Consider the following 17320-nt stretch of genomic DNA (forward strand, 5'->3'; position numbering starts at 1 on the left):
GCAAACGTTTGCATTAAGTAAAAATGAAAAGGCGTAGAGGAAAAAATAACGAGGTGACAAAATGAAAAAACGTCAAAGCGGTGTGCTCATGCACATTTCATCCCTTCCGGGCAAGTACGGTATCGGATCTTTTGGCCAAAGTGCTTATGATTTTGTAGACTTCTTGGTTCGCACCAAGCAGCGCTATTGGCAGATTTTGCCACTGGGAACGACCAGTTATGGTGATTCTCCTTATCAGTCTTTCTCTGCTTTTGCGGGGAATACCTACTTTATCGATTTTGATATTCTGATAGAAGAAGGTTTGCTGAACGAGGCAGATGTCAAGGGAGCTGATTTCGGAGATGATCCTAGAAAAGTAGATTATGCAAAGATTTTCGATGCTCGCCGTCCAATCATGGAAAAAGCAGTAGCTCGCTTCTTAAAAGCAGATGATCTATCTGACTATGAGAGCTTTGTAGAGCAAAATGCAGCTTGGTTGGAAGTTTTCGCTGAGTACATGGCTATCAAGGAGCATTTTGATAATCTAGCTTGGACAGAGTGGCCAGATGAAGCGATTCGCCGCCGTGAGGCTACTAGCCTCGCTTCTTATCGTGAGAAGCTGGCTAACAAGCTGACTTATCATCGTGTAACCCAGTATCTCTTCTTTAAGCAGTGGTTAAAATTAAAAGCCTATGCTAATGAACATCACATCGAGATTGTCGGTGATATGCCAATCTATGTGGCAGCTGACAGTGCTGATGTCTGGGCACAGCCGCACTTCTTTAAGACAGATGCTGTTGGCAAGCCAACTTGTGTGGCAGGCTGTCCGCCAGATGAATTTTCAGAGACTGGTCAGCTTTGGGGCAATCCTATCTATGACTGGGAAGCTATGGATAAAGATGGCTATGCATGGTGGATTGAGCGTCTGCGTGAAAGCTTCAAGATTTACGACATTGTCCGTATCGACCACTTCCGCGGCTTTGAGTCTTACTGGGAAGTACCTGCTGGCTCAGAAACATCTGCTTCTGGTAAGTGGGTCAAAGGTCCTGACTACAAGCTCTTTGCAGCGGTTAAGGAAGCCTTGGGTGATTTGAATATCATCGCAGAAGACCTAGGCTTTATGACGGACGAAGTGATCGAGCTGCGCGAGCGCACTGGTTTCCCAGGAATGAAGATCTTGCAATTCGCCTTCAATCCTGATGATGAAAGCATCGATAGCCCGCATCTGGCGCCAAACAACTCAGTCATGTATACCGGAACCCATGATAACAATACTGTTCTGGGCTGGTACAAGGATGAGATTGACGACGCTACTCGCCAGTACATGGCACAGTACACCAACCGTAAGGAGTACGAAACAGTACCTCATGCAATGCTGCGTACAATCTTTGCTTCAGTCAGCTTTATGGCCATTGCGACCATGCAGGACCTGCTGGAATTAGACAGTGCAGCACGGATGAACTATCCATCCACAATTGGTGGCAACTGGACTTGGCGGATGACAGCTGAAGAGCTGAATCCAATCGTCGAAGGTGAGCTTTACAGCTTGACCAAGACTTACCGTCGTATGAATACCGATTTAATTAACGAATAAAGAACAGCCGAATCAGGCTTGAAGGGATTAATCATGTCAAACTTACAAACTTATATCAAAAATACTTATTCAAAAAATCTTGCTGATTGCAGCAACGAAGAACTCTACCTGGCTCTTTTGAACTACACTAAATTAGCCAGCGCTCAAAAGCCAGTCAACACTGGTAAGAAAAAACTCTACTATATCTCAGCAGAGTTCCTGATTGGTAAACTCTTGTCTAACAACTTGATCAATCTTGGACTTTACGATGATGTGAAGCAAGAGTTGGCAGATGCTGGTAAAGACTTGATCGAAGTAGAAGAAGTTGAGTTGGAGCCGTCTCTGGGTAACGGAGGCTTGGGCCGTCTGGCTGCCTGCTTCCTGGACTCTATTGCGACATTGGGTCTCAATGGTGATGGTGTAGGACTGAACTACCACTTCGGTCTTTTCCAACAGGTTTTGAAAAATAACGAACAGACAACTATTCCTAACTTCTGGCTGACTGAGCAAAACTGGTTGGTTCGTTCTAGCCGCAGCTACCAAGTGCCATTTGCTCACTTCACTCTGACATCTACTCTTTATGATATTGATGTGCCAGGCTACAAGACAGAAACTAAGAACCGTCTTCGTCTCTTTGATTTGGACTCAGTGGATGCAGATATCATTACAGACGGTATTGACTTTGATAAGACAGATATCGCTCGCAACTTGACCCTCTTCCTCTATCCAGACGATAGTGACAAGCAAGGGGAATTGCTCCGTATCTTCCAGCAGTACTTCATGGTTTCAAATGGTGCTCAGCTGATTATTGACGAAGCCATTGAAAAAGGTAGCAACCTGCACGACTTGGCAGACTATGCTGTCATCCAAATCAATGATACCCACCCATCTCTGGTTATCCCAGAAATGATTCGTCTCTTGACTGAACGTGGTTTGGATCTGGATGAAGCAATTGCCATCGTACAGAAGATGACTGCTTATACGAACCACACGATTCTGGCAGAAGCTCTTGAAAAATGGCCTCTGGAATTCTTGAAAGAAGTAGTGCCGCATCTGGTACCAATCATCAAAGAGCTTGACAAGCGCGTGAAAGCTAAATACGCAGATCCAGCAGTTCAAATCATTGATGAGGACGATCGTGTACACATGGCTCACATGGATATCCACTACGGATACAGTGTCAATGGGGTTGCTGCTCTGCATACAGAAATCCTGAAAAACTCTGAGCTCAAAGCCTTCTACGACATTTATCCTGAAAAATTCAATAACAAGACCAACGGTATTACTTTCCGTCGTTGGCTCATGCATGCCAACCCACGTCTGTCTCATTATCTGGATGAGTTGCTGGGCCGCGACTGGCACCATGATGCAACTAAGCTCGAAGGCTTGTTGGAATTCACTGGCACTGCAAATGTTAAAGAAAAATTGGAAGGCATTAAGGCTCACAACAAGCGTAAATTGGCTCGTCACTTGAAGGAAGCACAAGGTGTGGAAATCAATCCAGACTCTATCTTTGATATCCAAATCAAGCGTCTGCATGAGTACAAGCGCCAACAAATGAACGCTCTGTACGTTATCCACAAGTATCTGGACATCAAGGCTGGTAACATCCCTGCTCGTCCAATCACTGTCTTCTTCGGTGGTAAGGCTGCTCCTGCTTACACAATTGCACAAGACATCATCCACCTTATCCTTTGCTTGTCAGAAGTGATTGCTAATGACCCTAAAGTGGCTCCACATCTGCAAGTAGTTATGGTAGAAAACTACAACGTTACAGCATCTAGCTTCTTGATTGCAGCTGGTGACATTTCTGAGCAGATTTCCCTGGCTTCTAAGGAAGCATCTGGTACTGGTAACATGAAGTTCATGCTTAACGGTGCTTTGACTCTTGGTACTATGGACGGAGCGAACGTTGAGATTGCAGAGCTGGTCGGCGAAGACAACATCTACATCTTCGGTGAAGATTCTGAGACTGTTATTGACCTCTACGCAAAATCTGCTTACAAGTCTAGTGAGTACTATGCGCGCGAAGCTATCAAGCCATTGGTTGACTTTATCGTCAGCGATGAAGTATTGGCAGTCGGTAAAGCTGAACGCTTGGAACGTCTTTACAATGAGCTGATTAGCAAGGACTGGTTCATGACCTTGCTGGATCTGGAAGACTATATCCAAGTGAAAGAGCGCATGCTGGCGGACTACGAAGACCGCGATGCTTGGATGGACAAAGTCATCGTCAATATCGCTAAAGCTGGCTTCTTCTCATCTGACCGTACTATCGCTCAATACGAAGAAGAAGTATGGCACTTGAACAGCTAATATTCTTTAAATCAAAAAAGCCGAGACAGCAGTGTTTCGGCTTTGATTTTTTAGTCGAAGAAATGAATAAGGATTTAGCTATTGTGTGGGCTTCTGAAAAGGTGAAAGCCTCTTGGCCTTGTCAGCTTTTTCTTTTCGGTGTATAATAAGTGAAAATATTTCTTTACAGGAGGCGTTCATGAAAAAGAAACCAATTTATCTTTATGTTTTGCTGGGCTTGTCAACCGTGGGAACTTTGTGGGGACTTTTTGGCAAGTTCACTTCTTCTGATGCTGGAGTAAAAAGCATTCTTAAGCAGATAGAAGAACCAGCAAAATCCCAGTATGCCACTTATTTTAGCAAGAGTGCAGAAGTGGCGAATTCGCTAGCCAATAATTTCTTTTTTTACGGGCACATCGTTCTCTTAATAGTGGCTCTTTTCTTCCTTTTTAGGAAAGATATATTTAAGGCCAATCTTATCTACATTGCCGATGTTCTTGTGGGCTTGATTTCGACAGCCTATGCTTATGTGGTATCAAAGGGAATTATAGCTTCTTCTTTTTCAGACTCAACTCTTCTTTCGGCACAGATGACGGGGCTGAATTTCTCCATTCTCCTTTCAGTAGTCATTAGCCTAATCTTCCTTTCCATCGTCATCTTTAAGCTAATCCAGCAGCAAAAAGAGGCTGAAAAAGCAGAACTAGCTGCAAAGGAATAAAATTTGACAAATAACAGATAAGTGCTTACAATTTTAAGAAGCAATATCTGTTATTTTTTAGAATGGAGAGTAAAATGACAAAGGTTTCCTTGGTTTACATCAGCTTGAGCGGCAATACAGAGAGTTTTGTCCGTCGACTGACAGACTATTTGCTAGAGCAGCATCCAAGTATAGAAGTAGAGAAGATTCATATCAAAGATCTGGTAAAGGAAGGGCAGCCCTTTTTTGAAATGGACAATCCTTTTATCGCTTTTCTGCCGACTTATCTGGAGGGTGGCAATGGTGTGGACAATGGCGATGTAGAAATTCTGACAACCGATGTAGGGGATTTTATCGCCTACGGTCAGAATGCCAGCAAGTGCCTAGGTGTCATTGGCAGCGGCAATCGTAACTTTAATAATCAATATTGTCTGACCGCTAAACAATATTCAGAGCGCTTCGGTTTTCCAGTTTTGGCCGATTTTGAAATGCGTGGCATGTTGGGAGACATTAAGAAGGTTGCAGGAATTATTGAGGAGCTCTATCACATTGAAAAAAACGAAAACCAGTGAGGTTTTCGTTTTTTGATGTTTCTAAAGCAAGCTTACATCTTTTCTGGCGCTTCTACTCCCAGCAGACGCAAAGCTTCTTTGAGGACAACAGCTGTTGAGTAGCTGAGAGCCAGACGGCTGTCGCGCTCAGGGCTTTCATCCAGAATCCGAGTGTGCGCATAGTATTTGTTAAAGGCTTGAGCCAGACTGATAGCGTATTTGGCAATCAGAGATGGCTCATAGTTATCAGCAGCACGTTTGACAACGCGACCGAAGTCTTGGAGCAGCTTGATAATTTCCCAGCTTTCTGGATCGTTTAGGCTGTACGTAGCCTCTGCATCTGGCTGGAAGTTAGCCTTGCGCAGGATAGACTGGATACGAGCATAGGCATACTGGATGTAAGGACCTGTTTCTCCCTCGAAAGAAACCATAGCTTCCAGATCAAAATCGTAACCATTGCGGCGGTCGGTTTTGAGGTCGTAGAACTTAACTGCTCCTACCCCAACTGCACGAGCAACAGCGTCCTTGTTTTCCAAATCTGGGTTTTTAGCTTCAATCTGGCTCTTAGCCCGGCTGATAGCTTCCAGCAGAGTTGGTTCGAGGAGGATGATATTTCCTTTACGTGTAGACAGTTTTTGACGATTTTTAGTCACCAGACCGAAGTCAACGTGAATCATGTCATCGCTCCAGTCAAAGCCCATCTTTTTCAGAACGGCCTTGAGCTGTCTGAAGTGGTTGGCCTGCTCTTGACCTACAACATAGACATTTTTGACAAAGTTGTAAGTGCGGGCCCGGTAGATGGCTGTTGCGATATCACGTGTGATGTAGAGGGTAGCACCGTCTGATTTTTTAATCATAGCAGGCGGAAGGTTAAAGTCTTCCAAGTCTACAATGCTAGCTCCTTTGGATTCCTGTAAAAGCCCTTTTTCTTCGAGGATTTGAATCCCTTCGTCCATCTTGTCGTTGTAGAAGGCTTCGCCGTTTAGACTGTCAAACTTGACACCTAGGAGTTCGTAGATACGGTTGAATTCTGTCAGGCTTTCATCGCGGAACCATTGCCAGAGCTCAGTTGCTTCTGGGTCTCCATCTTCCAGCTTCTTGAACCAAAGGCGGCCTTCTTCATCCAGAGATGGGTCGTTTTCAATCTCGGCATTGATACGCACGTAGAGTTTGAGGAGCTCGTCGATTGGGTTGGCTTCAACAGCTTCCTGGCTTCCCCACTTCTTATAAGCTACCATCAGGAGACCAAACTGTTTGCCCCAGTCTCCCAAGTGGTTGATTTTGATGGTGTTGTAGCCAATCTTGCGGAAGATGTTGGAAAGAGCGTCACCGATAACAGTAGAGCGCAAGTGGCCGACTGAGAAAGGCTTGGCAATGTTTGGACTGGACAGGTCAATGGTGATATTCTGATTATTTCCTTCGTTTTGCTGGCCATAATCAGCTCCGTCTTTGATGACTTCTTTGATGACTTGGCCAGAAATTTCAGCCTTGCTGAGGAAAAAGTTGACATAAGGACCAGTCGCAACGACTTTATCAAAATGCGCTGTGTCAATCTTTTCAGCGATGTCAGCAGCGATGATTTGAGGAGCTTTGCGCTCAGTCTTTGCCAGAGAAAAGGCTGGGAAGGAGATATCGCCAAGTTCAGAGCTCTTTGGCTGCTCCAATAAATTTAAAATAGCGTCTTGATCAAGGCTGTCAATAACCTTGGCCAATTCGCCGGCAATCAACTGTTTGTTATCCATATTTGCTCCTTTGTGTCTTTTGTTATTATTTTATCACATTTTTCAAGGAATCTTCAATTTTTTTGGGAATAATTTTTGGGCTAATAGGAATTTTTCTGATATAATAAGAGGGATAAGAACCTGTATTTATAGATGAGTTTTCCATCTAAATGCTTCCTTCTCTGACACTCTTGGTTAAAGTTTTTTGTTTATTCTCAGTATTCCTGCAAATCTTTGCTTAGATTGATGGAGAAGCAGTTTTTCATCGGATGGAGTATTCTTCATGAATGCAGCTTCTAAATATTCAATAATGAGGTAAAAATGAGAAAGAATGACCGTCATCAGTTAGTCAAAACGATGATTAAGGAGGAAAAGCTAGGAACGCAAAAGGAGATTCAGGATCGTCTGGAAGCGCAAGGGATTTATGTAACACAGACTACCCTGTCGCGTGACCTTCGTGAAATTGGTCTGACCAAGGTTAAGAAGAAGGGGCTGACTTATTATGTTTTGGCGCATGAGACTGAAGAGATTGATTTTATAGAGTTTTTAGCCAAGCATGTGGAGAGTGTGGCCAGGGCAGAGTTTAGTCTGGTTCTTCGCACGGGCCTGGGAGAGGCAACAGTGCTAGCCAATGTCGTGGACAATTCGTTCGATAGCCGTATTCTGGGGACCGTTGCGGGTGCCAATACTCTTTTAGTGGTTTGCCGGGATCAGGCAGCGGCTCAGGAGATTGAGGAGCAAATACAGGAAGTGATGTAAGAATCACAGTTTTTCAGGAAAAATGGAGAGGTTTGAGACGGAAGTCCTGACCTCGTTTGTTTTTAGAAAGGATAGAGATGGCAGTAGAAAAGTTATCGCCAGGCATGCAGCAGTATTTGGATATCAAAAAGGACTATCCAGATGCTTTCTTGCTCTTTCGGATGGGAGATTTCTATGAGTTATTTTATGATGATGCGGTCAATGCCGCCCAGATTTTAGAGATTTCCCTCACCAGCCGCAATAAAAATGCAGAAAATCCCATTCCCATGGCTGGAGTTCCTTATCATTCGGCTCAGCAGTATATTGATGTTTTGGTCGAATCAGGCTATAAGGTAGCGATTGCGGAGCAGATGGAAGATCCCAAGGAAGCCAAAGGAGTTGTCAAGCGGGAGGTCGTTCAGGTTATCACACCGGGGACGGTGGTGGACTCCAGTAAGCCGGACTCTGCTAATAACTTTCTGGTAGCTCTGGATTACTCAGAGGGCCTCTATGGTCTGGCTTATATGGACTTGGTGACCGGTGAGTTTCAGGTGACTAGTTTAGAGGACTTTGCCTTGGTCTGCGGGGAAATCCGTAATTTGAAGGCTAGGGAAGTGGTGCTGGGCTATGCTTTGCCAGAAGCTGAGGAGCAGGTCTTGGCTGGACAGATGAATCTTTTGCTGTCCTATGTACAGACGGCCTTGGACGATGTCCAGCTGCTGGGCGAGGAACTGTCTCCTATGGAGCGTCAGGCAGCGGGGAAATTGCTTGAGTATGTGCACCGGACTCAGATGAGGGAGCTCAGCCATTTAAAGAAGGCCCAGCATTATGAAATCAAGGACTTTCTGCAAATGGACTATGCCACCAAGGCGAGTCTGGATTTGACAGAAAATGCTCGTTCGGGCAAGAAGCACGGCAGTCTTTATTGGCTGATGGACGAGACCAAGACGGCCATGGGTGGCCGTATGCTGCGCTCTTGGCTCCAGCGTCCGCTGATTGATGAAGCGCGAATTAGTCAGCGGCAGAATGTCGTCGAGGTTTTTCTGGATCATTTCTTTGAGCGGAGTGATTTGACGGAGAGCTTAAAGGGAGTCTATGATATCGAGCGGCTGGCTAGTCGGGTGTCTTTTTGCAAGACCAATCCCAAGGATCTGCTGCAGTTGGCAGCTACATTGGGCAATGTGCCTCAGATTAAGGCTATCCTGCAAGGGATTGGCAGCCCTCATCTAGCTCGTTTGATTGAGGGCTTGGATCCTATTCCAGAGTTGGCGGGCTTGATTAGCTCAGCTATTTCGCCGGATGCACCTCATATCATCACCGAGGGCAATATTATTCAGACTGGTTTTGATGAGACCTTGGATCAGTATCGGCTTGTGCTGAGGGAGGGGACTGGATGGATTGCGGAGCTGGAAGTCAAAGAACGTGCCAACAGCGGCATCAGCAATTTGAAGATTGATTACAATAAAAAAGATGGTTACTATTTCCACGTGACCAATTCCCAACTGGCTCATGTGCCTAGTCATTTCTTTCGCAAGGCGACCCTGAAAAATTCTGAGCGTTTCGGAACGGAGGAGCTGGCCCGGATTGAGGGAGAGATGTTGGAGGCGCGTGAAAAATCTGCTAATCTGGAATACGAGATTTTCATGCGGATTCGCGAGGAAGCTGGCAAATACATCCAGCGCTTGCAGGCCTTGGCACAAACGCTGGCAGCTGTAGATGTCTTGCAGAGCTTTGCTGCGGTGGCAGAACAACTGCATTTGGTGCGCCCTGTCTTTACTGCGGAGCGCCGTCTGCAGATTGAAAAAGGTCGGCATGCTGTTGTGGAAAAGGTCATGGGTGCCCAAAGCTACATTCCAAATAGTATTCTGCTAGATCAGGAAACGGACATCCAGCTGATTACCGGGCCTAATATGAGCGGGAAATCGACCTATATGCGCCAGTTGGCTATCATCGTCATCATGGCACAGATGGGATCTTATGTGCCCGCTCAGTCTGCCAGTCTGCCGCTATTCGATGCGATTTTCACTCGCATCGGCGCAGCGGATGATTTGGTGTCCGGCCAGTCCACCTTTATGGTGGAGATGATGGAGGCCAATCGGGCCATTCGGCAGGCCAGCGATCGTTCGCTCATCCTCTTTGATGAGCTGGGTCGTGGGACGGCGACTTATGATGGGATGGCCTTGGCTCAGGCTATTATCGAGCACATTCATCACTATACTGGGGCCAAAACCCTCTTTGCCACCCACTATCATGAGCTGACAGCCTTAGAGGACAGCTTGGAGCATTTGGAAAATGTCCATGTGGCAACCTTGGAAAAGGACGGGCAGGTGACTTTCCTGCATAAGATTGAGCCGGGTCCGGCTGACAAGTCCTACGGAATTCATGTGGCGAAGATTGCCGGACTTCCTGAGAAATTACTGGAGCGGGCGGATAGCATTTTGAGTCATTTGGAAAGTCAGGATACAGGGCTAGGCTCAGAGCTTCCTGCTGAATCTAGACAAACACGTTCGCAAGTGGCGGAGCAGATGTCTCTTTTCGCAGAAGGATCGGGAAATCCAGTCCTGACTGAACTACGAGACTTGGACATCTATAATATGACTCCTCTGGAAGTCATGGCAGCAGTGGCCGATCTCAAGAAAAAGCTGTAAAAGCAAAGAACAGACTTGTTAATGCCTCAAGTCTGTTCTTTTTGTTTCTCACGATTTTCTAGACAAACGGCTATTGATTTTTTGAATGTTGCGGTAAGTGCGGTAGTAGATGGCACCTGAAATGATTAGATAGATGAGGGTGAATTCCCCGACGGCAGTCAGTGTCAGGCTGAGTAGTTTTTCTCTTGGGAAAAATCCAGCTAGATTAGCCAAAAGTGCAAAGCTCAGAATCATCACTCCATAGTGGCTGACGACGGAGCGCAGGATGCTCCAATCTCTTTGGAAGAAGCTTCCACTCCATCTGAAAACAGCTCCCATGTTAAACCAGATAAGCATGCAGTAGAGCATGATGAGGGAAACATGGACATGCTGGCTCAAAAAGAAGTGGCCGATAGGAGAGCGAGGGTGAAGCGGTAGATAAGCTGGATTGTAAAAATAAGAAACAATCATGGAGAAGAAGAGACCGATGAAAATCCCTCCAATCCCTCCGAAAAAGAGTTCTTTAAGACGAGTTTTCATAATTGCAACCTTTCTTTAATGGATTTGAGATAGCGGCGGGACGAGTATGTCTGATCGCCGTTTTTCAGAAATATTTGAATCAGACCATTTGGAGTCAGCTTGAGGTGGCTGATTTGTTGGCTGTTGATAATCTCCGACTGAGAAATCTGCAGGAAATAGTCCGGTAGGATCTGCAGCAATTGATAAAGAGCTTGTTGAGTTCGATAGCTGTCTTTTGCCGTTCGGACCCGAACCTGACGATTTTCTGTATAGATTCGGTGGATTTCCTTAGCGTCCAGCAGATAGATGTCGTCTTCTTTCTTGACATGAATCTTGTCCTCTTTGCCTAGATGTTGAGCAAAGTGGACCAATTCCTGAATGCTTTCTGTCATAAGGCGAGCCTCAATGCTGACGGAGTCTTCGGTGACTTGAGAATCGATTCTTAGCTTAACTTTCATAACTTCCTCCTTTCATCTTTATTAAACCGCAACTTAGTAGCGAAAACAAGCCCTTGTGTCTATGTGGCAGCTATCTGTGTCTATTTGGTTTGAATGGTGAGCAGAGTGGTCGAGATAAGGCTCCCTTCTGATAGAAAAAGCCCAATGTGTTATAATAGATAGCAGAACAAATACGGAGAAAAAGATGTCAAAAATTATCGAACTTCCAGAAATTCTGGCCAATCAGATTGCGGCAGGTGAGGTCATTGAGCGACCTAGCAGCGTGGTCAAGGAGCTGGTGGAAAATTCAATTGATGCGGGTGCAAGTCAGATTACTATCGAAATCGAGGAGGCCGGACTCAAGAGCATTCAGGTAACGGACAATGGCGAGGGCATAGAGCACCAAGATGTCCCTCTGGCACTTCGCCGCCATGCTACCAGCAAAATCAAGAAGCAGGCGGATCTCTTTCGGATTCGGACATTGGGTTTTCGTGGTGAGGCCATTCCTTCCATTGCTTCTGTCTCGCGTTTTACCATTGAAACAGCAACGGAAGCCGGCCAGCACGGGACCCTGCTGGTTGCCCAAGGCGGTGAGATCGAAGAGCATGTGCCTACCAGCAGTCCGGTGGGAACGAAAATCAAGATAGAAGATCTCTTCTTCAATACTCCGGCCCGGCTCAAGTATATGAAGAGCCAGCAGGCTGAGCTGTCCCATATCGTTGATGTGATTAATCGGCTCAGTCTGGCCCATCCGGAAGTAGCTTTCACCCTTATCAGTGACGGCCGCGAAATGACACGGACTGCCGGCAGTGGTAATCTGCGTCAGGCTATTTCAGGAATCTATGGTTTGGCAACAGCTAAGAAAATGGTGGAAATCTCTGCTTCAGATTTGGACTTTGAAGTGAGTGGCTATGTCAGCCTGCCTGAGTTGACTCGTGCGAATCGTAATTATATTACGATCCTCATTAACGGCCGCTACATTAAGAATTTCCTACTCAATCGTGCTATTTTGGACGGCTACGGCAGCAAGCTGATGGTAGGCCGCTTCCCACTAGCGGTCATCAATATCCAGATTGATCCCTATCTGGCAGATGTCAATGTCCATCCGACCAAGCAAGAGGTGCGAATTTCTAAAGAGCGGGAACTCATGGCCTTGATTTCGCAAGCTATTGCAACCAGTCTCAAGGAGCAGGATCTTATCCCGGATGCTTTGGAAAATCTAGCCAAATCAACTGTTAAGCGTGCGACTAAGCCCGAACAGACCAGTCTTCCGCTGAAAGAAAATCGCCTCTACTACGATAAGGAGCAGAATGACTTTTTCCTCAAGCCACAGGTGGCCGAGCAGCAGCTATCCTTTGAAGAATCAGCAGGGCCTGTTCATGAAGCGACAAATGAAAAAGCAGAGCCACAACCAACTTCAGTCAAATTTGCAGAGAGAAAGCTAGCCAGCTATGACCAACTAGATCATCCAGAGCTAGATCAGGCCAGTCTGGAGCGGGCTGTGGATAAGTTGGAACAGGAAGAGAAGTCAAGCTTCCCAGAGTTAGAATATTTCGGCCAGATGCATGGCACTTATCTCTTTGCTCAGGGCAAGGGTGGTCTTTACATTATTGACCAGCATGCTGCCCAAGAGCGGGTCAAGTATGAGTATTATCGGGAGAAGATAGGGGATGTGGACAATAGCCAGCAGCAGCTCTTGGTGCCCTATATCTTTGAATTTCCAGCAGACGATATGCTGCGAATCAAGCAGCGGATGGAGCTGTTAGAAGATGCTGGCATCTTTTTAGAAGAGTACGGAGCCAATCAGTTTATCCTCCGTGAGCATCCCATTTGGTTCAAGGAAGAGGAGATTGAGGCCGGCATCTATGAAATGTGTGATATGCTTCTCCTGACCAAGGAAGTTTCCATCAAGAAATATCGAGCAGAGCTAGCCATTATGATGAGCTGCAAACGCTCCATCAAGGCCAATCACAGTCTGGATGACTACTCTGCGCGTGACTTGCTCTTTCAGCTGTCCCAGTGTGACAATCCTTACAACTGCCCACACGGCCGACCGGTCTTAGTCAATTTTACCAAGTCGGATATGGAAAAAATGTTCCGCCGCATTCAGGAAAATCATACTAGCCTGCGGGAGTTAGGGAAATACTAAACTGTATAGAAGATCAAACAGCCCTAGTCATAGAACTAGAGCTGTTTTTGATGTTTGACCTGAACTTGTGTTCTAGCAAGCAAATCAGCTGGATGGCGTTTGTCCTTGCGAAGCAGTCCCATCAGCAGAAAGATCAAGAAGAGAATCCCTGCTGAAGTTGACAAGAAAATTGACAGGGCATCTGCTTGATAAGCACTACGGATAGCTCCCATATGTCCCAGCTGCCAAGGGAAAAATTTGATAGCAGAGCGCAAAAGGCTGTGGGAAAGGCTCCTATGTTTGTAAACCAACTGTAAACCTGCCCAACGCTTGCCAAGACTTCCTTTTCGATAGTCTAGCCAAGCAAAGATGATAGTTAGAGGCAGGACGGAGCTAGAAAAAGCCAGAAGTTGGCTCTGAGCTTCAGTGAATGAAGGAATGCCTCCTAGAACCAGATTGTAAAAGCCCATAGCTAGTAAAAAAAGAGAAATGAGATAGAATGAGATGAAGAGCCAGTCTCCAAGCAGCTCTTTCAGACGAGTTTTGACAGGTATGGGATTGTCAGTTTTTAGTTTCATCTTGAGCACCTTCTTTCTCAGAATCATCAAGGCCTATAACCTTGTCCAGATACTTTTTCTTAATCTTTAGTGCCTTGTTAATAGCCATTGCTGATGCGATTAAGAGGAAGAAAGTCAACCAGACCAGGGCAGTGAATGTTGCTGGAAAGCTGGAACCTGCGAAGAAGAGAAAAATAGCCAGAGCTGATATAAAAATATACAGAACCTGCCAGAAACCATAAGATTTCACTTCCTTATAGTAGCGATCTTTTTCGTCTTCTGAGAGGACAGGTTTTATTTCTGGTTTGTCACTTTCTTCTAAAAGCAGATAATCTGTCGTCACCTGGAAAATCTTGCTCAGCTCTACAATTTTTTCCAGCTCTGGCAGTGCTTGGCCAGATTCCCACTTGGAAATGCTTTGGCGAGAGACATTGATTTGTTCTGCCAGCTTTTCTTGTGACCAGCCTTTTTCTTTTCTTAGTTCAAATAATTTATCAGCGAGTTTCATCATCACAGCCTCCTTTTTTTCTATCTCTATCCTAACAGCTTTTATTTATCTTGAGAATACAGCTTCCTGTACATTTTGTCAACCGCTGGTTGCACTTCTATTTGCAGTTTCCAGACAGAAAATATGATATACTAGATAGGCAAAATGATACAAAAAGAAGGAAGATTATGTACGAATATTTTAAAGGAATCATCAGTAAAATTACAGCCAAGTACATCGTATTGGAAGTCAACTCTATCGGCTATATTCTTCATGTGGCCAACCCCTATGCATACTCAGGGCGTCTTCATCAGGAAGCTAAGGTCTATGTGCACCAGGTGGTGAGGGAAGACGCGGAGCTCCTGTACGGTTTTGCGACTGAGGAGGAGAAGCAACTCTTTCTCAGCTTGATTTCAGTCTCAGGTATCGGCCCAGTGTCTGCCCTGGCAATTATTGCGGCGGATGATAATGCTGGCTTAGTGCAAGCCATTGAGCAGAAAAATATCACCTACCTGACCAAGTTTCCTAAAATTGGCAAGAAAACAGCCCAGCAGATGGTGCTGGACTTGGAAGGCAAGGTAGTGGCGGCGGATGGTCTGGCAGAAAGCAAGGCGCCCGTCCAGACTGCGGATAATCAAGAGCTTGAAGAAGCCATGGAAGCCATGCTGGCTCTGGGCTACAAAGCTGCTGAGCTCAAGAAAATCAAGAAATTCTTTGAAGGAACGACGGATACAGCAGAAAACTATATCAAGTCAGCCCTTAAGATGTTGGTGAAATAGGAGAAAGTTATGACCAAACGATGCGGCTGGGTAAAAATGAACAACTCCTTGTATGTAGCCTATCATGATGAGGAGTGGGGCAAACCCCTCCATGATAATCAGAAATTATTTGAATTGCTCTGCATGGAGACCTATCAGGCTGGACTTTCTTGGGAGACCATTCTGAATAAACGTCAGGCTTTTCGGGAAGCTTTTCATTTCTATGATGCCCAGAAAATTGCTCAGATGACAGATGCAGATCTGGATGGTTTGTTGGATAATCCCGACATCATCCGTAACAAGATGAAGATTTATGCAACTAGGGCTAATGCCCAAGCTTTTTTGGCTGTTCAAAAGCAGTTTGGCTCTTTTAATGACTTTGTCTGGTCCTTTGTAGATTTCAAAACGATTGACAATCAAATTACGAACTACAAGGAAGCACCTACTAAGACAGAGCTGTCAGAAACTATGTCCAAGGCGCTGAAAAAGCAAGGCTTCAAATTTGTCGGTCCCGTTTGTGTCTATTCATTCCTAGAAGCAGCTGGCCTTATCAACGATCATGAAAATGATTGTGATTTTAATCCACGTAAAAATACCGTTTGAGAAAGATTCTCAACGGTATTTTTCAATTTCTTCTTTTAGAGATTTTACTAGCTCTTTTTCATCGGCAAGTTGTAGTAGAGCAATCCCTTTTTTTATTAATTCGTTATCATTTTTGCAAATTCCAAGTCGAATCTGTGAAAGCCCGAGGGAATCATAACGTTTTTCTTTTTTTGACAAATCGTAAATGTACGTAGTAATTTCAGCGCATTCTCTCTTTAATCCATTATAAAGATAGATGGTAGAAAGGTTGACTAAGAGTCCGATTTGTAGATTATTCCCATAGCGAAATGATTGGTATTTTTTTATGCTATTTAAAATCTTTTGGGTAAATTGTTTGATATTTTCTAAAGGGAAGAAATAAAGGATGGTAGAAAGCAGTCGAAAGTCACTTTCATACCAAGTGTCCTGTTTTTCTAAATACGCCCAAATTTTATTGGTAGTAGCATTAATTTCTTTTGTCTCAGAAATTCCATTTTGTCTCAGATGAATAGTAATATTGATGATATCTAAAGCATGTTTAATCGGAATATCGGAATGTTTATATAGATATGCCTCGCATTCTCTCTTTAGTTGTAACAAACCTTTTGTCCCTACAATAGACTCACCTTGGTTATACAGAGAATTTAAAATTTTCTGCCGTTGACTAGGTTGATAATAATCACAAATGTATTTAAATTCTTCTAGTGTCATATCTATCTGGCGAAGTAAAAAAATCATGGTATCGAACTTTGGCACGACTTGCCCGCTTTCAATTCGTGCCAAAGTTGAGCGAGCTAAAAAATCTCCACAAATTTCTTCTTGAGTCAACCCTTTTGATTTTCTAATTTCTTTATAGATTTTTCCATAATCCCAGCGCATAAGAACTCCTTTTTAAAATGTTACTAAAAGCTACATTTTGAAAAAATATTTTAAAATAGTATATCATGAAATAAAAGGGAGGGCAATGTGAAAAAAATTGTGTACAATTTAATTTTACTGGCGGTAACGTCAATAGTTACTACAGGTGTATCTCCATGGTGGTGGCCATGGGGGTAAAGTGAATAGAATAGGAAAGGGGCGAGTCCAATGGACTAAATAATTCAAAAAAGTAGGCAAAGATTAAATATATATATATTTAAAAATTAGAATCTATAAAATTAAAGGAGGTGAGACCAAGGGGTCGTTGATTGTGACTAGCTAAGCTATAAATTGGAAAGGTAAAATATTCTCTAAAAACTATAAAATATTCAATATAGGAGTGTAGTTATGAAAATAAGAATTAAAAATAAAACATTAGCTTTATTAGCTACAGTTTCTTTAGGTTTTGGGCTAACTACTATGACTAGTATCGTTAGTGCAGAAGTAGCATATCCAGCCCCATATCCGATTATTGATGAATGGAATTATGGTGTGAATGATAACTATGGTTATTCTAATTACTATGTTAAATCTCCGAATAATATTGGTTCAAAATCTTCGATAACTAATCTTTGGGGAACTGTTAAGTCATCTGATTCTCAAAAATATGGATGGGCAATGTCAAGTTCAACAAAAAGTTGGAATGATGTTCGATTAAATGCACATTGGAACTACTTTAAATTTTAACAATAGTTTATGAAAGTTGGAAGACCCAATAATATTATAGGGTCTTTTATAATATAGGTAGGAGCT

The 17320-nt window shown here is 44.2% G+C and carries 17 protein-coding genes; 11 read left to right on the forward strand and 6 right to left on the reverse strand.

Annotated elements, in window-relative coordinates; all coding sequences use genetic code 11:
* Positions 1-61 precede the first annotated feature (61 nt).
* The 5 genes from malQ to nrdI all read left to right on the forward strand — a co-directional run bounded on the left by malQ (position 62) and on the right by nrdI (position 5116).
* The gene (gene malQ, locus J1C86_RS00570; RefSeq protein WP_002922704.1) at positions 62-1573 is read left to right on the forward strand and encodes a 4-alpha-glucanotransferase; all 1512 of its coding nucleotides are present in this window, start codon (positions 62-64) and stop codon (positions 1571-1573) included.
* Positions 1574-1606: 33 nt separating this feature from the next.
* A complete protein-coding gene (gene glgP / locus J1C86_RS00575; RefSeq protein ID WP_125409075.1) occupies positions 1607-3868 on the forward strand; it encodes a glycogen/starch/alpha-glucan family phosphorylase in 2262 nt (753 codons plus the stop codon).
* Positions 3850-4014, forward strand: coding sequence for a hypothetical protein (locus tag J1C86_RS00580; RefSeq protein ID WP_185755755.1), 165 nt, complete (start codon positions 3850-3852; stop codon positions 4012-4014). Before glgP ends, J1C86_RS00580 begins: the two co-directional genes overlap by 19 nt.
* 32 nt (positions 4015-4046) lie before the next feature.
* Positions 4047-4565, forward strand: coding sequence for an ABC transporter permease (locus J1C86_RS00585; protein WP_002905578.1), 519 nt, complete (start codon positions 4047-4049; stop codon positions 4563-4565).
* Between the two features lie 62 nt (positions 4566-4627).
* Positions 4628-5116, forward strand: a complete 489-nt coding sequence (gene nrdI / locus J1C86_RS00590) for a class Ib ribonucleoside-diphosphate reductase assembly flavoprotein NrdI (protein ID WP_125409073.1) — start codon at positions 4628-4630, stop codon at positions 5114-5116.
* Positions 5117-5148: 32 nt separating this feature from the next.
* Here nrdI and argS read toward each other — a convergent pair whose 3' ends face one another.
* Positions 5149-6837 (reverse strand): arginine--tRNA ligase, encoded by a 1689-nt coding sequence (gene argS / locus J1C86_RS00595; protein WP_125409071.1) that lies wholly within the window; start codon positions 6835-6837, stop codon positions 5149-5151.
* A gap of 300 nt (positions 6838-7137) precedes the next feature.
* Between argS and argR the strand changes: the two genes are divergently transcribed.
* Positions 7138-7575, forward strand: a complete 438-nt coding sequence (gene argR, locus J1C86_RS00600; RefSeq protein WP_002894105.1) for an arginine repressor — start codon at positions 7138-7140, stop codon at positions 7573-7575.
* A 77-nt stretch (positions 7576-7652) separates the two neighbouring features.
* Complete coding sequence (gene mutS / locus J1C86_RS00605; protein ID WP_125409069.1) at positions 7653-10202, forward strand: DNA mismatch repair protein MutS; 2550 nt, start codon at positions 7653-7655, stop codon at positions 10200-10202.
* Positions 10203-10250: 48 nt separating this feature from the next.
* On the opposite strand, the gene J1C86_RS00610 is transcribed toward mutS, so the two are convergent.
* Complete coding sequence (locus J1C86_RS00610; RefSeq protein ID WP_111675151.1) at positions 10251-10721, reverse strand: DUF3021 family protein; 471 nt, start codon at positions 10719-10721, stop codon at positions 10251-10253.
* A complete protein-coding gene (locus tag J1C86_RS00615; RefSeq protein WP_111675152.1) occupies positions 10718-11158 on the reverse strand; it encodes a LytTR family DNA-binding domain-containing protein in 441 nt (146 codons plus the stop codon). Before J1C86_RS00615 ends, J1C86_RS00610 begins: the two co-directional genes overlap by 4 nt.
* Before the next feature lie 184 nt (positions 11159-11342).
* Between J1C86_RS00615 and mutL the strand changes: the two genes are divergently transcribed.
* The gene (mutL, locus tag J1C86_RS00620; protein WP_111675153.1) at positions 11343-13286 is read left to right on the forward strand and encodes a DNA mismatch repair endonuclease MutL; all 1944 of its coding nucleotides are present in this window, start codon (positions 11343-11345) and stop codon (positions 13284-13286) included.
* Positions 13287-13321: 35 nt separating this feature from the next.
* Here the strand turns inward: mutL and J1C86_RS00625 are convergent, their stop codons facing one another.
* Together J1C86_RS00625 and J1C86_RS00630 are read right to left on the reverse strand one after the other, a co-directional pair.
* Positions 13322-13843, reverse strand: a complete 522-nt coding sequence (locus tag J1C86_RS00625; protein ID WP_168956407.1) for an RDD family protein — start codon at positions 13841-13843, stop codon at positions 13322-13324.
* The gene (locus J1C86_RS00630; RefSeq protein ID WP_004185136.1) at positions 13827-14330 is read right to left on the reverse strand and encodes a helix-turn-helix domain-containing protein; all 504 of its coding nucleotides are present in this window, start codon (positions 14328-14330) and stop codon (positions 13827-13829) included. The genes J1C86_RS00625 and J1C86_RS00630 overlap by 17 nt, the downstream gene beginning before the upstream one ends.
* 167 nt (positions 14331-14497) lie before the next feature.
* On the opposite strand from J1C86_RS00630, the gene ruvA reads away from it, so the two are divergent.
* Both ruvA and J1C86_RS00640 read left to right on the forward strand, forming a co-directional pair.
* Positions 14498-15088 (forward strand): Holliday junction branch migration protein RuvA, encoded by a 591-nt coding sequence (ruvA, locus tag J1C86_RS00635; RefSeq protein WP_125409067.1) that lies wholly within the window; start codon positions 14498-14500, stop codon positions 15086-15088.
* A 9-nt stretch (positions 15089-15097) separates the two neighbouring features.
* A complete protein-coding gene (locus tag J1C86_RS00640; protein ID WP_061602990.1) occupies positions 15098-15670 on the forward strand; it encodes a DNA-3-methyladenine glycosylase I in 573 nt (190 codons plus the stop codon).
* A 9-nt stretch (positions 15671-15679) separates the two neighbouring features.
* Here J1C86_RS00640 and J1C86_RS00645 read toward each other — a convergent pair whose 3' ends face one another.
* Positions 15680-16528: a helix-turn-helix domain-containing protein gene (locus J1C86_RS00645; protein WP_061602989.1), complete on the reverse strand. Its 849-nt coding sequence runs from the start codon at positions 16526-16528 to the stop codon at positions 15680-15682.
* A 387-nt stretch (positions 16529-16915) separates the two neighbouring features.
* Here J1C86_RS00645 and J1C86_RS00650 point away from each other — a divergent pair, with 387 nt between their 5' ends.
* Positions 16916-17254, forward strand: coding sequence for a hypothetical protein (locus J1C86_RS00650; RefSeq protein ID WP_002894090.1), 339 nt, complete (start codon positions 16916-16918; stop codon positions 17252-17254).
* The last annotated feature ends 66 nt before the right edge of the window (positions 17255-17320 follow it).

It is taken from the genome of Streptococcus sanguinis (assembly GCF_050220005.1).
Classification (GTDB): Bacteria; Bacillota; Bacilli; order Lactobacillales; family Streptococcaceae; genus Streptococcus; species Streptococcus sanguinis_Z.

Excerpts from the sequence above, each read along its gene's own strand:
- malQ (WP_002922704.1), top strand. The coding sequence starts at position 62 with ATGAAAAAACGTCAAAGCGGTGTGCTCATGCACATTTCATCCCTTCCG.
- glgP (WP_125409075.1), top strand. The coding sequence starts at position 1,607 with ATGTCAAACTTACAAACTTATATCAAAAATACTTATTCAAAAAATCTT.
- J1C86_RS00580 (WP_185755755.1), top strand. The coding sequence starts at position 3,850 with ATGGCACTTGAACAGCTAATATTCTTTAAATCAAAAAAGCCGAGACAG.
- J1C86_RS00585 (WP_002905578.1), top strand. The coding sequence starts at position 4,047 with ATGAAAAAGAAACCAATTTATCTTTATGTTTTGCTGGGCTTGTCAACC.
- nrdI (WP_125409073.1), top strand. The coding sequence starts at position 4,628 with ATGGAGAGTAAAATGACAAAGGTTTCCTTGGTTTACATCAGCTTGAGC.
- argS (WP_125409071.1), bottom strand. The coding sequence starts at position 6,837 with ATGGATAACAAACAGTTGATTGCCGGCGAATTGGCCAAGGTTATTGAC.
- argR (WP_002894105.1), top strand. The coding sequence starts at position 7,138 with ATGAGAAAGAATGACCGTCATCAGTTAGTCAAAACGATGATTAAGGAG.
- mutS (WP_125409069.1), top strand. The coding sequence starts at position 7,653 with ATGGCAGTAGAAAAGTTATCGCCAGGCATGCAGCAGTATTTGGATATC.
- J1C86_RS00610 (WP_111675151.1), bottom strand. The coding sequence starts at position 10,721 with ATGAAAACTCGTCTTAAAGAACTCTTTTTCGGAGGGATTGGAGGGATT.
- J1C86_RS00615 (WP_111675152.1), bottom strand. The coding sequence starts at position 11,158 with ATGAAAGTTAAGCTAAGAATCGATTCTCAAGTCACCGAAGACTCCGTC.
- mutL (WP_111675153.1), top strand. The coding sequence starts at position 11,343 with ATGTCAAAAATTATCGAACTTCCAGAAATTCTGGCCAATCAGATTGCG.
- J1C86_RS00625 (WP_168956407.1), bottom strand. The coding sequence starts at position 13,843 with ATGAAACTAAAAACTGACAATCCCATACCTGTCAAAACTCGTCTGAAA.
- J1C86_RS00630 (WP_004185136.1), bottom strand. The coding sequence starts at position 14,330 with ATGAAACTCGCTGATAAATTATTTGAACTAAGAAAAGAAAAAGGCTGG.
- ruvA (WP_125409067.1), top strand. The coding sequence starts at position 14,498 with ATGTACGAATATTTTAAAGGAATCATCAGTAAAATTACAGCCAAGTAC.
- J1C86_RS00640 (WP_061602990.1), top strand. The coding sequence starts at position 15,098 with ATGACCAAACGATGCGGCTGGGTAAAAATGAACAACTCCTTGTATGTA.
- J1C86_RS00645 (WP_061602989.1), bottom strand. The coding sequence starts at position 16,528 with ATGCGCTGGGATTATGGAAAAATCTATAAAGAAATTAGAAAATCAAAA.
- J1C86_RS00650 (WP_002894090.1), top strand. The coding sequence starts at position 16,916 with ATGAAAATAAGAATTAAAAATAAAACATTAGCTTTATTAGCTACAGTT.